We start from the raw sequence: 15,693 nt of genomic DNA, 5'->3' as shown, positions 1-15,693 counted from the left end.
AGATGAAAATGCCTTCCAAGAAGAAGTAGATGAAGCATATGATGGATTAGCAAGAGCATATTTAAGCTTAAGATTAATTCCAAATAAAGACTTATTAAATGACCTAATTAATAAAGCAAACGGATTAAACAGTGCAAGCTACAGTCCAGAATCATGGGCAGCAGTAAGCTTAGCATTAGAAAATGCAAATGAAACAATGGCCAATGTTAATGCAACAGAAGAAGAAGTAAATGCAGCAGTAACAGCATTGAATAGTGCAATTGAAGGATTAGTAGCTAATACTGAAGCACCAGTAGAAACAGAAGTACCAAGTACAACAGTAAATGAAGGAGTAAGCAGTGCAGTAAAAGCTGGAGATACAACAGCAAGTATCAAGACAGGAGATAGTGCAAGCTTAGGATATTCATTAGCAGGATTAGCAATAGCTTCAGTGGTATTAGCAGCAAACAAAAAAAGAAGAGCACATAAATAATACTCTAGATATAGATTAATAAAATAGAAAAGCATGAATTTAATTTCATGCTTTTCATTTTAAAAAATGTGTTTTGTGGTATGTTTAATTCAAATTTTTAAAATAAATATTATTAGAGATAAAGGCAGTGATTAAAGTGGCAAGAATTAAGATTGTGATATAAGTTTGGTAAGGGAACACTTTATACTTTATCTTACATCTTTAGCTCATTGTCATTCTTTGCTAAATACTGCAGGGGTAAATAGCTAAAACAAGAAATATCGTTAGTTGAAAATGAGTTATATGTAATTATTAGAAGTTATGGTGTTAAAAGATTTTAATCAAAATTTTAAAGATTTGATAATCGATGATTAACCTTTATATGATAAAAAAGCTTATTTATCAAAGATGGTTTAAAGTCATCCAAAGTTTGAATTTGAAAAAGTTAAAGGATGATACATAAAGTTTTATTATGTTTATAAGTTATGATCATGGTTTAATTACTAAAGTTTTTAAAATTAGGCTAAAAAGTAGGCATAATAGTAAAAAATATTTATTAAAGTAGTTGAGAAAAATCTAAAAATAAAGTACACTTATCGTTGTAGATTTGATAAAATAATTATAGAAAGCGAAGTGAGGATGATGGATCAAGTAGAGATTGTAATTGTTACAGGAATGTCAGGTGCTGGAAAAACTAGAGCAATGGCTTGTTTTGAAAATTTAGCATTTCGTTGTATTGACAATTACCCAGTTTCTCTGTTAACAGAGTTTGCAGAATTGGTACAAGATGATTCTAAATATCAAAGAGTTGCTATGGCTGTAAGTTTAGATGATGCATTAAAAGCAATTAGATTATTATCTAATTTAGACTGGATTCATTTATCAGTGGTATTTTTAGATTGTGATGATGAGGTATTAGTTAAAAGATATAAAGAAACGAGAAGATCTCATCCATTGCTTATTTCTAATAAGGCATCATCTTTATTAGAAGCAATTGAATTTGAAAGAAGATTAGCGGAGCCGATTTCTAAATTAGCTAATTTATCAATTGATACTACAAAATTAAAAGGAAGTAGATTTCAAAATCTTCTAGAAGACTATTTTAGTAGTGGTAAAGTAGATCCATTTAGAATTACATTTGAATCATTTGGATATAAACATGGGGTACCTAAAGATGCCGATTTATTATTTGATGTCCGTTTTTTACCAAATCCATTTTATATTGAAGAATTGCGAACATTAACCGGAAATGATAAAGCGGTTTATGATTATGTTATAGAAAAAGAAGAAACAAAAATATTTATCAAGAAGATGACAGATTTATTTGATTATTTATTAAAAGAATATGAAAAAGAAGGCAAAATGCATTTAATTATTGGTATTGGCTGTACTGGAGGACAACATCGTTCAGTTACTTTAACAAATTATTTTGCTGATTATTATAGCAAATTTTATCAAGTACACCGTTTACATCGAGACGCTGACCATTAGGAGTTATTATGATATCTTTTTCGCGAATTGTAAAAGAAGAAGTAGTTTTTAATGATTTTGAATCATGTTGTCAAAAAGCAATGCTGTGTGCAGTAATTAAAATCAATGGTACATTATCACTATCAAGTTATGGGCTTTCTTTAACGATTAGAACAGAAAATGCTAAAATTGCATCTAAGATTCATAAAATGTTAAAGGAAGAGTACGACCCACAAATAGAGTTTTTGGTTTCACGGAAAATGAAATTAAAGAAAAATAATGTCTATATACTAAGGGTTACTAAAGCTAGAGAAATTTTAGATGATTTATCATTGATGGATGGTATGGGTTTTAATCTAATTCCTGATAAAAATATTCTTGCAAAAGAATGTTGTGTTAGAGCATATTTAGCAGGAGCATTTCTATCATGTGGAAGTGTTAATAATCCTGAAACTTCTAATTATCATTTAGAAATGAGTTTTAATGAAGAAGAGTTTGCTGTTTTTATTGCTAAGATAATGAATAATTTTGAATTAAATGCAAAAATAATAAAGCGTCGTAATAAATATGTAGTTTATTTAAAATCATCAGAGAAAATTGGAGATTTTTTAAGAGCAATAGGTGCAAGTCAATCAGTTATGAATTTTGAGAGCACTAGAATCGATCGAAATATGTCAAATACAGTCAATCGCTGGAATAACTGTGATATAGCTAATGAAATAAAATCATTGTCAACCGCTAATAAACAGATCGATGATATTAATATAATTGAAATGTTTATGGGACTTGATATGCTCGATGAAAAGACGCGTTCAGTTGCATTGATTAGGAGAAAATATCCAGAAATGACATTAAAGGAGTTAACGGAAGCCTATTATGAAGAAACAGGGCAGACTATTAGTAAGTCTGGGTTACACCATCGATTTAAAAAAATAAGTGAAGAGGCTAAACGATTAATTCAAATGGAGAATGATTGATATGGATAAAATTGAAATTAGATTTGGTCATCGGGTTAAAGAAATACGGGTAAAACAAAATATTTCTCAAGAGGAATTAGCTTTTCGTTGTGGTTTATCAAAAAATTATATTTCAGATGTTGAAAGAGGAACAAGAAATATTTCTTTGCGGTCAATTGAAAAGATTGCTGATGGTTTTGCTATTAGTATTAAGGAATTATTTGAGTTTAAGTAGTATATTAATAAATTAAGGAGCTGAGATCATGGGATTTTATTATGCTATATTAGTAATTTTAATTATAGTAATAGTATTAAGTTTACTTTTAAATCTTTTAACTAGTCCGATTACTTGGATTATTATAGCAGTATTAGTAATTTGGTCACTTATAAAAAGATATCTCTATCAAAAACGTTTAGAGGAATTTAATAAAGAATTTCAACGTAAAACTGAAGAAAAGCGTAAAGCTTATTATAGTCACGAAGAATATCAGCGTGGTAATGATGATGTTATTGATGTTGATTATAAAGAATATGAAGATGATAAATAGTCATCTTTTTATTTAGAATAAAAGACTCAACAGCGTTTTTTAAATTTTACTAATTGCTTTTTTAGTAAGATTATAGCTGTAATACTGGCAATAAATTCAGATATTACAAATGATAACCAAACACCATTTAAGCCTACCAGTGACAATAAAATATAGGCTAAAGGTAGAGTAATCACAAGTTGTCTTAACAATGAAATGATCAATGAATATTTACCGATTCCTAAAGATTCAAATACTCCAGAGATAACAATTCCAAAAGTCGAAATAATAAAAGCTAATGAGAAGATTCTTAACCCAATAACACCAATTTTAATTAATGAATCAGTTGCATTAAACCATGATAAAATAAATTTAGGGAAAAGGACAAAAATAAGAGCACCGCTACATAATATTATTGAAACAACGATTAAAGAAACTTTAATAATTTTTTTAACTCGTTCAAAATATTGAGCTCCATAATTATAACTAATCAGTGGACGCATTCCTTGAACCAATCCATTTGCTGGCATATAAACAAATGATTGTAATTTAAAATAGATACCAAAAAAAGCAATCGCAGTTTGACTAACAGTAGCCAAAAGACTATTCAACAATGCTACTAATATAGAAGGCATAGCAGTCATAATTCCTGAAGGAATAGCAATAGAATATATAGCTTTGATAGTTTGAAATTCTGGTTTAAAATTTTTAAAAGATATTTTTAAAATAGATTTTTTTCTAAATAGAAAAATTGCTAATAAACAGGCACTCATTTGACCAATAATAGTAGCAATTGCTGCTCCTGCGACACCTAATTCAAGAAAACCATTGATTCCAAAAATGAGAATAGGATCTAAAATGATATTAACTACAGCTCCAATTATTTGCAATATCATCGGAATCAACATATTTCCGGTAGCCTGAAACATTTTTTCAATAGCTATATGAATTATCGAGCCAAAAGTAAAAGTAATGACAATCCCGCCATATGTAATTGCATAATTCAATATTACTGAATCATTAGTAAACATCAAAAAGAATGGTTTTATCAAAAAAACACCAATAAAAACAAAAATCAAAGAATGGATCAAAGATAGAAAAATCCCATGATCACAAATATTATCTGCTCTTTTTTTATTATTAGCACCTAAATTTTGAGCAATTAAAGCATTAATGGCAACGCCTAAACCAACAGAAAAAGCTAATGATAAATTTTGTAAAGGAAATGCAAGTGATAATGCTGTTAAAGCCTTTTCTCCTAATTTAGCTACAAAAATACTATCAATAATGTTATACATTGATTGAATCAACATAGATATCATTGGTGGTATAGCCATTTTCATTAATAAAGGAAAGATTGGCTTATGAGCCATATTGTTATATTCTTGATTCATAAAGTCTCCTTTCATAAAAAAAGCTATAGCCGCTTGTTTATAAATCAGAAACAAGTAAAAGCTATAGCTTTATTAAAGCAAATTATTAATTTACAAGAAATAGGATACAAGAATAATCGATCACTGTCAACATAAATAGTTAAAAGCATATCTTTTATTTTATGATAAATAGGTTATAATTATAAATAACCAAATTATCTTGGTTAGAGTTGTGTGGGAGGAATAATGAAAAAAATAAAAGAAATAGTAATAGTTGAAGGTAAAACTGATACAGCTTTGTTAAAAGAATTATTTGTAGTAGATACAATTGAAACCCATGGGTTAGCACTAGATAAAAAAACATTAGAATTGATCAAAGAAGCCAGTAAAAATAGAGGAATTATTATCTTGACCGATCCTGATTATCCTGGGAAAAAAATTCGTGATCAAATTCAAGCCGCTGTACCAAATTGTAAGCATGCATTTGTATCAAAGAAGGATGCTACAGGTAAAAAGAAATTAGGGATTGCTGAAGCTAAAAAAGAAGCTGTTATTGCTGCGTTAGAAAATATGGTTAGTTTTGAAGCTGATAGACAAAGTATTACCTGGAAAGAATTTTTAGAGTTAGATATTATCGGTAATAAACAAAAAAGATTATTAGTTTATGAATTATTTAATCTTGGATATGGAAATGTTAAGACTTTATTCAAACGTTTAAATATGGTTGGAATCACAAAAGATGAAATATTAAAAAAACTAGAAAATTAAGGTGGATCGAATGAAAGATATTGCAACTCTTACAACAACAAAATATATATTAAATAAGTATAACTTAAATGCTCTAAAAAAATTTGGGCAAAATTTTTTGATTGATGCAAATATTGTAAATAAAATTGTTGCTCAAGCGAATATAAATAAGAATATTGCTGTAATTGAAGTAGGACCAGGAATAGGGGCTTTGACACAAATATTGGCACGTCATGCAGGAAAAGTAATCTGTTTTGAAATAGATGAAAGATTTAAACCAGTGTATGATGAATTTTTGAATATCGATAATGTTGAAATAATTTTTGGTGATTTTATTAAACAAGAGTTAGAACCAATTATTGAAAAATTAAAACAAGATTATTCTCAAGTCTATTTGGTGGCAAATTTACCTTATTATGTTACAACAGCGATAATCGAAAAAGTTATTTTTAGTAATGATAAAATAGATGAATTGATCATTATGGTACAAAAAGAAGTCGCATTAAAAATGACCAGCAAATATAAAAATCCATTATTATTAATGATCGAAGATATGGGGAAGATCGAATACTTATTTACAGTTAATAAAAATGTTTTTTTACCAGCTCCACATGTTGATTCTGCAATTATAAAAATTTCATTAATTAAAAAACCAGATTTAAAGTTATATAATATATTAAATATATGTTTTAAGCAGCGTAGAAAAACAATACTTAATAATTTAAAACAAGAATATGATAATGCTTATGAAATATTAGTAGCTTGTGGAATTGATACTAATAAAAGATGTGAGGAGTTATCATTAGATGATTTTAAAAATATCACCGATAAAGTTTAGAACGCATATAATATATTGGTGATATTGATGAAGATAGGTGATATTGTTTGCCGAAAAAAATATGGTAAAGATATTTGTTTTAGAATAACGGATATTAAAGATGGTATTTACTATTTGACGGGAATAGAATATCGCTTAGTTGCTGATAGCGATGAAAGTGATTTAGAACCAAGTGATTTTAATAGTGAAAAGAATGATATAATAGTAGAAAACAAACCATGTTTAAAAGGTAGTGTCTTGCATATTGATGGTGATAAAAATTATTTGGAAATGTGTTTAGCTAAATATAAAGAATTTAATATAAATGTATATGGGTATTATATGAAAGAACATGAAATCAAAGATAAAATTATTCCACTTTTAGAAAAACACAAACCAGATCTACTAGTTATTACAGGACATGATGCAATGAAAAAAAACGGTGATCGAAAAAATATAAATAGTTATTTGCATACAAAAGATTTTGTCGAAGCGATTCGTAAAGCTAGACTATATCAGGATGATAAAGATAGTTTGATTATTTTTGCAGGGGCTTGTCAGTCATACTATGAACTATTATTAGCTAGTGGAGCTAATTTTGCTTCTAGTCCAAGTCGTAAAAATATTCATGCTTTAGATCCAGTTTTTGTTGTTAGTCAAATTGCTAATGCAAGTATTAAAAATTATGTTGATTTAGAAAAAATTGTTGCTAAAACTTCTAATAAACATTTAGGAGTTGGGGGAATCGATACAAGGGGAGTAGCAAGAAAAATTTATCCGACAAGCAGGTGAAATAATGAAAGTAAAAGCATACGCAAAAATAAATCTAGCATTAGATGTAGTAAGAAAAAGAGAAGATGGGTATCATGAATTAGAAATGATCATGGCACCAGTTACTTTACATGATTTAATTTATATTAATACGATTGAAGAAGGAATTGAAATTGAGTCTAATAGTAAGATCATGCCTACTGATCAGCGTAATATTATGTATAAGGCAGTGTCATTGATCAAAGAACGTTATGGAATAAAAAAAGGAGTAAAGATTTATGTATATAAACACATTCCTACGCAGGCTGGTTTAGCGGGAGGAAGTGCTGATGGAGCAGCTGTTATAAAAGCTATGAATAAACTGTTTTATTTAAATTTAACTAATGAAGAAATGGCAGCTTTAGGCAAAGAAATAGGTGCTGATATTCCTTTTTGTATATATCAAAAATTGGCATTTGTTAGTGGAATCGGCGAAAAGCTGAGTTTTATAGATGTTCCATTTAAGTGTAAAGTATTGTTGGTCAAACCCCGAAAAGGTGTTTCTACAAAAAAATCATTTAATAGTTTAAATTTAAATAAAACAAGCCATCAAAATTGTAATTTAATGATAAAGGGAATTGAAGAGAATGATTATCAAGCTGTTATTGATAATTTACAAAACACTTTAGAAGCACCTTCTATTAAAATGGTTCCTGAAATTGCAAAAATAAAAGAAGAAATGTTAGCGATAGGATTCGATGGAGCATTAATGTCAGGTAGTGGATCATGTGTTTTTGGACTTACTAGAAGTGATTTAATATTAGAAAAAGGGTTTAAGTTTTTCAAAGGAAAATATTATTTTGTGAGAAAAACAGAAATATTGAATGAAAAAGAAATCATTTGAATGATTTCTTTTTGTATTATAAGCTTTTTTATCTTTTTTTTCTTTAATTAATGAGGATTTTTTGTTATTATGTTGTTGTTAAAGAGGTGTTAAGATGAAAACTTATGCGGTAGTGATGGCGGCTGGTAAAGGAACCAGAATGAAATCGGACAAACCTAAGGTTGTCCATGAAGTTTTATATAAGCCAATGATCAATCATATTGTAGATGAACTTAGACAAGTTGGGGTCGATGAAATCTATGTAATTGTAGGTCATAAGGCTGAAGAAGTTGAAAAATTGTTAGATGATGTAAACATTATCTATCAAAGAGAACAATTGGGAACTGGGCATGCTTTAATGCAATGTAAAGAAGCATTGGCTAATAGACCAGGAACAACAGTAGTACTAAATGGAGATGCACCATTAATTACAAGCGAAACATTAAAAGATTTAATTGCTTATCATAATGATAATCAATTAAAAGGAACGATCATGACTTGTGATTGTGATTTAGACAAAAAATTTGGCCGAGTAATTAGAGTAGATGATCAAGTTAAGGGAATCGTTGAATTCAAAGATTGTAATCCTGAGCAAATTAAGATCAGTGAAATGAATTGTGGTGAATATTGTTTTGATAATATTGCTCTATTTGAAGCATTAGAAAAGATAACTAATGATAATGCTCAAAATGAGTATTATATTACAGATGTCATTGGAATTATGAATGATGATAATCTAAAAGTTGGTGGTTATAAGATTCCTGATCTTGCTGAAGTAGGTGGAATTAATGACCGAGTGGAATTGGCTGAAGCCACAAAAACATTACAATTAAAGGTAAATAAAAAACATTTATTAAATGGCGTTAATATTATTGATATCGACAATACTTATATTGGTGTAGATGTTACTATTGCGCCTAATACAACTATTGAACCCGGATGTATTATTAAAGGAAAATCAAGTATTGGTGCTAATTGTCATATTGGTCCATACTGTGAATTTACAAATGTAGAAGTTAAGGATAATGTAGAAATCAAATTTTCTGTTATTTCTGATTCAATTATTGAAAATGGTGTTGATATTGGACCGTTTGCACGATTAAGAACAAATTGTCATATTTTAGAAAATGCTCACATGGGTAACTTCGTTGAAATGAAAAAAGCTGTTTTTGGAAAAGGTAGTAAGGCATCGCACTTAACATATGTTGGTGATGCTACAGTTGGAAGTAATGTTAATATGGGGTGTGGAACAATTACTTCAAATTATGATGGAAAAAATAAATTTCAAACAGTTATTGGTAATAATGCTTTTATTGGATGTAATAGTAATTTAGTAGCACCAGTAACAATAGGTGATAATGCATATATAGCTGCAGGTTCAACTATTACTGATCAAGTCGAAGATGATGCGTTTGCTATAGCTCGTGCACGTCAAGTTAATAAAGATGGATATGCTAAAGTATTAGAAGAAAAAAGAAATCAAAAAGGAAAATAGGAGAGAAAAATGAAAAATAAAATAACTGTCTTTGCATTGTCAGCTAGTGGTCAATTGGCTAATGATATTGCAGAAGAATTAGGAACTAAAGTAGGAAAAAGTAAGGTACATCATTTTGCGGATGGCGAAATTTTAGTTGAAATTGATGAATCAGTACGTGGTAAAGATGTTTTTATTGTTCAATCTACTTCTAATCCAGTTACTGAAAATTTAATGGAGATATTGGTTTTGGCTGATGCTTTAAAAAGAGCTTCGGCTAAGGAAATTACAGCAATTATTCCTTATTTTGGATATGCACGCCAAGATCGTAAAGCTAAACCACGACAACCAATTACTTCTAAACTAGTAGCTGATTTATTAACTGTAGCAGGTGTCACAAGAGTTGTTACAGTTGATTTACATGCAGCTCAAATTCAAGGATTCTTTGATATTCCTGTTGATGAAATGCAGGCGTTGCCATTAATTTCAAATTACTTTAAGAAAAAAAATTTAAAAGATATTTGTATAGTTTCACCTGATCATGGTGGAGCTACAAGGGCTCGTAAATTAGCAGTTGCTTTAGACGCTCCCGTAGCCATCATTGATAAAAGAAGACCTAAACCAAATGTTGCTGAAATAATGGGAGTTTTAGGAGATGTATCAGGTAAAAATTGTATTATGGTTGATGATATGATTGATACAGGAGGAACAATTATTGCGGGAATTGAGATGTTAAAGGAAAAAGGTGCTAAGTCTGTTTATGTAGCATGTACACATCCAGTATTTTCAGGACCAGCTGTAGAAAGACTACAAAATTCTTCAGCTGATGAAGTAGTTGTAACGGATACAATTAAATTACCGGAAGAAAAAATATTCCCTAAACTAAAGACAGTTTCTGTAGCCGGATTACTTGCTAAAACTATTGAAAATATTGAAAACTGTTTACCAGTTTCTGATGTATTCCAAATGTTTGATTTTGATAAATAGATATAAAATGTATTTTTAAACCAGAAGTCATATCATATAGGTATTGCTTTCTGGTTTTTAATTTGTACAAGTTAAAAAGATGTAGTCTTGAAACTACATTTGTTCAGTTAAAGTATACGATAATTTTAGTTTGACATGTCGCTTGTATTTTTTATCAAGGTAAATTAGTAGAATCAGATATTATATTGGTGGGTATTTCCCACTTTTTTATTAAAGCTAGATAATAAAAAAAGGCTATAGCACACAAACATGTGTTATAGCTTATTAAATTATGCTAATGGAGCAATTAATATTTTACCAGTTCCGCGATAAACATTTACCAATCCTTCACCAGAAACAGCTGAGCCAACAAGATTCTTAGTAGATTTTTCAACTTTGAATTCAAGATTTCCAGACCATGCAATTGCATAGTTGCCATCAATTCTAATTTCATCATCTTGTAAATCAATTTCAATTAATTCTTCACGAGGGACAGGACTTTCTAAGACAGCTAGACCATTGCCTGAAAGCATTAAATTAAAAAAACCTTCATTTCCCAAAACAGCACTAGATAGATTAGAACGAGATTTTATTTTTTGATTTATTTGAGATTGACAAGCTAAAAATAGTCCGTCATCTAAAACTAAGCCGCCTTGCCAGTTACTCACATCTTCAATAAATAAATATTTAAAAGTTGGTTCAAGCATTAAATATCCAGTTCCTTGATATCGAGGTTTTACTGCTGATTCTTTTGTGACTGCACCTTTAAGAGTTTTTCCAAAAAAATCCCCCACACCTTTTACATCAGCACTTGCTTTAACGTTACCAGCCATCCATTGCATTGCACCTTGTGAAATTGTGTACGAATCATTATTTAAAGTAATTAAAACTTGATGTTTATGAATATTCATTTTTGAAGCATAATAAGCATTTATGGCTGTATCTTCAGTTACACTCAAATCTTTGATATATTCAATAATCATAATTCCTTCTTTTTTATCTATAACACGAATATTGTCATTGTTTGTTAAATTATTAATTTTAATCATTACTATTTTTCCTTCTTTTTCTAATATTATAGCATGTTTCTATTAAATTTTTATAATATTATATTTTTGAATTTAAGTTGATTTTATCGTTGAAGAAATCAATGATGATTATTTAATCATGTGATAATATCCTTTCAATCGATAATATTTCTAGTAAAAGGTTTAAAGATCAAAATGATTTTCAGACAGTTATTAATGACTGGCATAGTAGGATTAATCATAATGGATAATTACATCAATTATAATTTATGTTTACTCTATAAAGAGTGATAAAGTTTAATAGTATTGTTATCGTTTTTTTAGGATAATAGAGATATCAATTTTTAGCTCTTATTTAAGAATAATTTAACTTAATTTTAATTAAAAAAGACAAGGTGCAAATTTGATTGTTATAAATATATGTGTCCCTTTTAGAATGTTGTCTTAGTTAGTACAATAATTACAGATAGAAAATTGTAAAGGAGGAAAAAAACATGAAAAAAGGCGGGGGAGTAAAAGCCTTGTCAGTAGTCGCAGCGACAGTAATGGCAGTTAGTTCAGTAAGTATGACAGGTTCATCTATATTGCAGGCAAGTGGAGATGATGAATCTTTAAAAGCAATTGCTAATGAAGTTGCTGATGAAAGTATGGTTTTATTGGAGAATAACAATGATGTTTTACCATTAAAAGCAGGATGTACTATTTCATTTTTTGCAAATGGAAGTTATTTAATGTCAGGAGGAGGATCTGGAACGACTTCAGCAAAAGATTCTGATAAAGTAACGATTGAAGAAGGATTAAATGCAAGCTTTGATGTTGTTAATACGATTAGTAATTACAACAATTTAACTGAAGAAAAAGTAGCAGAATACGCAGCTAATTCTACAGCAGCAGTTATTCAAATAACTCGTTCTTCTGGTGAGTCATCAGATCGTAGTGTAAAAGAAGGAGATTGGTATTTAAGCAGTTCAGAAAAAAATATGCTTTCTTTAGTTTCGAAAGCATTTGATAAAGTTATTGTTGTATTAAATACAGTTGGTCCAATTGATATGGCATGGGTAGATGAATATCAAATCGATGGTGTTATTTATGCTGGAACACCAGGTCAAGAAGGAGGAAATGCAGTAGCTGACGTTATTAGTGGTGTTGTTAACCCTTCAGGAAAGTTAACAGATACTTGGGCAACGATTGAAAGTTATCCATCTACTGAAAATATTGATTCATTTATTTTAGGAACAGAAACATATACATCAGGAAGTGATGATACAGAAAAGCATTTCCCTTATTGGGGTAGTGTTCCAAATCCTTCTACAGGATATGATGAAGGTGAATATACACGACCTATAGATGAATATATGTATTCAAAATATGAAGAAGGTGTTTATGTAGGTTATCGCTATTATGATACATTTGATACAATTATTGATGGTTTAGATGATCAAGTATACTATCCATTTGGTTATGGATTATCTTATACTGATTTTGAAATGACAGTGGTTGATATGGATTATGATACGGTAACACAAGATCTAACTAATAATGATGGTCAAATCACAGTTACTGTTACAGTAGAAAATACCGGTGACGTAGCTGGTAAAGAGGTTGTTCAGTTATATTATAATGCTCCAGATGTTGATTTAAGCAGTGGTGAAATAATTGAAAATCCCGATATTGAATTAGCAGCTTATAGTAAAACGGACTTATTAGAGCCAGGCGAAAAGCAGACGATAACATTGTCATATGATATTTGTGATATGGCATCATATTATGAAGCTATTGCAAGTTATGTTATGGGAGATGGTTCTTATACAGTATATGTTGGAAATGATGTTAAAGATGCTCAAGATAGAAAAGCAGGAACTTATAGTGTTCAAACATATGGTTCAAGCTTAGACTATAACATTGTTGAAGAATGTACAAATTTATCAGGATTAGATCAAGAAAATGGTACATATGCAAAATATTTGGAAGAATATCCTGAAATAGAATTAACAGAGTTATCTAAATATGATTATGAAAATACAAAACCAGATGCATCAGAAAGTTTACGTGCATCAGATTATCAATTATCATCAATTCTAAATGCTGGACAAGGAAATCGTTATAATAAATGGAGCAAATCATCTACATATAGCAATGTAGTTAATGAAGCTATTCAAGAATCTCTTGCTTTAGGTGATGCAGAATATAAATTAATTGATGTATATAATGGTACAGTAGATATGGATACATATCTTAATCAATGGACACCAATTGAATTAATCACATTTATTGAAGGGGCTGGAAATATTGGACAGCTTTATGGTGGAACAAGTGCTGGAGGTAGTTCAAGTAATACACAAGAAATTTCAAGATTAGGAATTACATCTTTTGGATTATCAGATGGTCCTGCTCAAGTTGGTGGAAGTGGAAGTAATGGTTATTCAATTGCTTGGCCAACAGCAACAAATATGGCAACGACTTGGAACGAAGAGTTAATTGAAAAAGTTGGAGAAGCAATTGGTCAAGAAGCAATTGAAAAAAATACTGATTACTGGCTTGGCCCATCATTAAATATTCATCGTACACCACTTTGTGGACGTAATTTTGAATATTTTTCTGAAGATCCAATAGTATCTGGAACAATGGCAGCTGCTTTAACAAGAGGAGCACAATCACAAGGTATTTCTGTGGCATTAAAACATTTTGCAGCTAATAACCAGGAAGTTGAAAGATGGAATCACTATGATTCAATAATGTCTGAAAGAACAATGCGTGAAATTTATTTAAAAGGTTTTGAAATCGTAGTTGAAACAGCTGATCCATGGGGAATCATGAGTGCTTATGGTCAATTAAATGGAGTACATTGTGCTAAATCAACGGAGTTATTTGAAATTGTTAGAGATGAATGGGGATTTGATGGTACCATCATGACAGACTGGGAAGGGGATTTTGGTAATGCCGTCAGATCAATAAATTCAGGAAATAACGGATTATTCCCATCATTTACAGGAATGACTAGTTATTTGTACAATGCATATATGATTACAACTACCGGAAAAACATTAGATGGTGAAGAAGTGGCTGCTGATGCTGATGGAAATTATACTTTAGATTATGCTAATGCAGCAACTGATGAAGAAATAGGAGCATCATTAACAAGAGAAGCTTTAGAAAATGCGGCAGCAGGTATGTTGGAAACAATGATGAAAATGTATAGTTTTGTTGATGATAACGGTATAGAGTATGTAAATCCATATAATCAGGAAGAACATAGTACTTGGTTTGAAACAGTAAAAGAAGATCCTGTTAATGATGGTGACGATGATACAGATGATTCAACAATTAGTGGTAAAACAGCGCTAAAAATTGCCGTAGAAGTAGCTAATGAAATTACTGATGAAGATTTAGCTAACGTTGTCCCTGCAGTTGTTACAGAATTTAAAGCAGCGTTAGAAGAAGCAACAACAGTATTAAATAATACGGAGGCAACACAAACTGAAATAGACGATGCATTTGATCGATTAGCAAATGCAATTCAGATGTTAGATTTTATTAAAGGAGATATAACTCAGTTACAAGCTTTTGTAAATAAGGTCAAAGATTTGAGTGAAAGTTCATATACTACAAGTACATGGCAAACATTTGCTACAGCCTTAAGTAATGCACAGGAAGTATTGAATAATGAAAATGTATTACAGGATGAAGTAGATGAAAGTTATGATACTATAGTTAGAGCATATCTAAGCTTAAGGTTGAAACCTAATAAAGATGCATTAAATGATTTAATTAATAAAGCTGGAAGCTTAGTTGCTGCAAATTATACAGAAGCATCATGGCAAGTATTAGAAGCAGCACTAGAAGAAGCTGAAGCAGTATACATGAATGAGGAAGCAACAAGTCAAGAAGTAACAGAAGTTCAAAATGCTTTATCAAAAGCAATTGATGAATTAGTAGAAAATACTGTTAATAATTCTTCTGTTGACTCAAATATATCTGATTCTGTTGATTCAAGTGTATCTGATAGTGATAAAACTACTACAAATAAAGTAGTAAAAACAGGAGATACAACAGCTAGTATAAAAACAGGAGATACTACTAATTTAGTATATCCAGTTGCAGGATTAGCACTTGCTTCAATGGTATTAGTTGTAAATAAAAAAAGAAAAGGTTTATTTAGTAAATAAGTATTTAATAAATTCTCTCTCAAAATATTATAAAATAAAATTTTCTCTCTCAAAAATAAAAGCTATTTTCAATTAATTTTGAAAA

Annotated in this window: 14 protein-coding genes; 12 read left to right on the top strand and 2 right to left on the bottom strand. The window is 29.8% G+C overall.

Annotated features, from left to right (window positions below):
- From BR82_RS0100750 to BR82_RS0100730, 5 genes are all read left to right on the top strand, one after another.
- On the top strand, positions 1–472 hold a 472-nt coding region (locus BR82_RS0100750; RefSeq protein ID WP_027088580.1), incomplete at its 5' end, for an LPXTG cell wall anchor domain-containing protein.
- Positions 473–1,093: 621 nt separating this feature from the next.
- Positions 1,094–1,942: an RNase adapter RapZ gene (rapZ, locus tag BR82_RS0100745; protein WP_027088579.1), complete on the top strand. Its 849-nt coding sequence runs from the start codon at positions 1,094–1,096 to the stop codon at positions 1,940–1,942.
- An 8-nt stretch (positions 1,943–1,950) separates the two neighbouring features.
- Entirely contained in the window at positions 1,951–2,898 is a 948-nt protein-coding gene (whiA, locus tag BR82_RS0100740) for a DNA-binding protein WhiA (protein ID WP_027088578.1), read from the top strand.
- A 1-nt stretch (position 2,899) separates the two neighbouring features.
- Complete coding sequence (locus BR82_RS0100735) at positions 2,900–3,112, top strand: helix-turn-helix domain-containing protein (RefSeq protein ID WP_027088577.1); 213 nt, start codon at positions 2,900–2,902, stop codon at positions 3,110–3,112.
- A gap of 28 nt (positions 3,113–3,140) precedes the next feature.
- Complete coding sequence (locus tag BR82_RS0100730) at positions 3,141–3,425, top strand: hypothetical protein (protein ID WP_027088576.1); 285 nt, start codon at positions 3,141–3,143, stop codon at positions 3,423–3,425.
- Positions 3,426–3,451: 26 nt separating this feature from the next.
- Here the strand turns inward: BR82_RS0100730 and BR82_RS0100725 are convergent, their stop codons facing one another.
- Complete coding sequence (locus BR82_RS0100725; RefSeq protein WP_027088575.1) at positions 3,452–4,798, bottom strand: MATE family efflux transporter; 1,347 nt, start codon at positions 4,796–4,798, stop codon at positions 3,452–3,454.
- A gap of 225 nt (positions 4,799–5,023) precedes the next feature.
- Between BR82_RS0100725 and rnmV the strand changes: the two genes are divergently transcribed.
- From rnmV to BR82_RS0100695, 6 genes are all read left to right on the top strand, one after another.
- Entirely contained in the window at positions 5,024–5,545 is a 522-nt protein-coding gene (gene rnmV, locus BR82_RS0100720) for a ribonuclease M5 (RefSeq protein ID WP_027088574.1), read from the top strand.
- Between the two features lie 10 nt (positions 5,546–5,555).
- Complete coding sequence (gene rsmA, locus BR82_RS0100715) at positions 5,556–6,362, top strand: 16S rRNA (adenine(1518)-N(6)/adenine(1519)-N(6))-dimethyltransferase RsmA (RefSeq protein ID WP_027088573.1); 807 nt, start codon at positions 5,556–5,558, stop codon at positions 6,360–6,362.
- Between the two features lie 27 nt (positions 6,363–6,389).
- Entirely contained in the window at positions 6,390–7,133 is a 744-nt protein-coding gene (locus tag BR82_RS0100710) for a sporulation peptidase YabG (protein WP_027088572.1), read from the top strand.
- Between the two features lie 4 nt (positions 7,134–7,137).
- Positions 7,138–7,995 carry a 4-(cytidine 5'-diphospho)-2-C-methyl-D-erythritol kinase gene (gene ispE, locus BR82_RS0100705; protein WP_027088571.1) on the top strand — a complete coding sequence of 286 codons (858 nt, stop codon included), beginning with the start codon at positions 7,138–7,140 and terminating at the stop codon, positions 7,993–7,995.
- 94 nt (positions 7,996–8,089) lie between these two features.
- Complete coding sequence (gene glmU, locus BR82_RS0100700; RefSeq protein ID WP_027088570.1) at positions 8,090–9,469, top strand: bifunctional UDP-N-acetylglucosamine diphosphorylase/glucosamine-1-phosphate N-acetyltransferase GlmU; 1,380 nt, start codon at positions 8,090–8,092, stop codon at positions 9,467–9,469.
- A 9-nt stretch (positions 9,470–9,478) separates the two neighbouring features.
- The gene (locus tag BR82_RS0100695; protein WP_027088569.1) at positions 9,479–10,435 is read left to right on the top strand and encodes a ribose-phosphate diphosphokinase; all 957 of its coding nucleotides are present in this window, start codon (positions 9,479–9,481) and stop codon (positions 10,433–10,435) included.
- Positions 10,436–10,704: 269 nt separating this feature from the next.
- Here BR82_RS0100695 and BR82_RS0100690 read toward each other — a convergent pair whose 3' ends face one another.
- Positions 10,705–11,463 carry an AIM24 family protein gene (locus tag BR82_RS0100690; RefSeq protein WP_027088568.1) on the bottom strand — a complete coding sequence of 253 codons (759 nt, stop codon included), beginning with the start codon at positions 11,461–11,463 and terminating at the stop codon, positions 10,705–10,707.
- A 473-nt stretch (positions 11,464–11,936) separates the two neighbouring features.
- Between BR82_RS0100690 and BR82_RS0100685 the strand changes: the two genes are divergently transcribed.
- Positions 11,937–15,608 carry a glycoside hydrolase family 3 C-terminal domain-containing protein gene (locus BR82_RS0100685; RefSeq protein ID WP_027088567.1) on the top strand — a complete coding sequence of 1,224 codons (3,672 nt, stop codon included), beginning with the start codon at positions 11,937–11,939 and terminating at the stop codon, positions 15,606–15,608.
- The last annotated feature ends 85 nt before the right edge of the window (positions 15,609–15,693 follow it).

Origin of the sequence: Thomasclavelia saccharogumia DSM 17460, from assembly GCF_000686665.1 — a bacterium.
GTDB classification, from domain to species: Bacteria; Bacillota_I; Bacilli_A; order Erysipelotrichales; family Coprobacillaceae; genus Thomasclavelia; species Thomasclavelia saccharogumia.
This window is presented reverse-complemented; position numbering and strand designations above follow the sequence as displayed.

Bases quoted from the DNA above. Each gene is read 5' to 3' on its own strand.
- rapZ (WP_027088579.1), top strand. From the start codon at position 1,094: ATGGATCAAGTAGAGATTGTAATTGTTACAGGAATGTCAGGTGCTGGA.
- whiA (WP_027088578.1), top strand. From the start codon at position 1,951: ATGATATCTTTTTCGCGAATTGTAAAAGAAGAAGTAGTTTTTAATGAT.
- BR82_RS0100735 (WP_027088577.1), top strand. From the start codon at position 2,900: ATGGATAAAATTGAAATTAGATTTGGTCATCGGGTTAAAGAAATACGG.
- BR82_RS0100730 (WP_027088576.1), top strand. From the start codon at position 3,141: ATGGGATTTTATTATGCTATATTAGTAATTTTAATTATAGTAATAGTA.
- BR82_RS0100725 (WP_027088575.1), bottom strand. From the start codon at position 4,798: ATGAATCAAGAATATAACAATATGGCTCATAAGCCAATCTTTCCTTTA.
- rnmV (WP_027088574.1), top strand. From the start codon at position 5,024: ATGAAAAAAATAAAAGAAATAGTAATAGTTGAAGGTAAAACTGATACA.
- rsmA (WP_027088573.1), top strand. From the start codon at position 5,556: ATGAAAGATATTGCAACTCTTACAACAACAAAATATATATTAAATAAG.
- BR82_RS0100710 (WP_027088572.1), top strand. From the start codon at position 6,390: ATGAAGATAGGTGATATTGTTTGCCGAAAAAAATATGGTAAAGATATT.
- ispE (WP_027088571.1), top strand. From the start codon at position 7,138: ATGAAAGTAAAAGCATACGCAAAAATAAATCTAGCATTAGATGTAGTA.
- glmU (WP_027088570.1), top strand. From the start codon at position 8,090: ATGAAAACTTATGCGGTAGTGATGGCGGCTGGTAAAGGAACCAGAATG.
- BR82_RS0100695 (WP_027088569.1), top strand. From the start codon at position 9,479: ATGAAAAATAAAATAACTGTCTTTGCATTGTCAGCTAGTGGTCAATTG.
- BR82_RS0100690 (WP_027088568.1), bottom strand. From the start codon at position 11,463: ATGATTAAAATTAATAATTTAACAAACAATGACAATATTCGTGTTATA.
- BR82_RS0100685 (WP_027088567.1), top strand. From the start codon at position 11,937: ATGAAAAAAGGCGGGGGAGTAAAAGCCTTGTCAGTAGTCGCAGCGACA.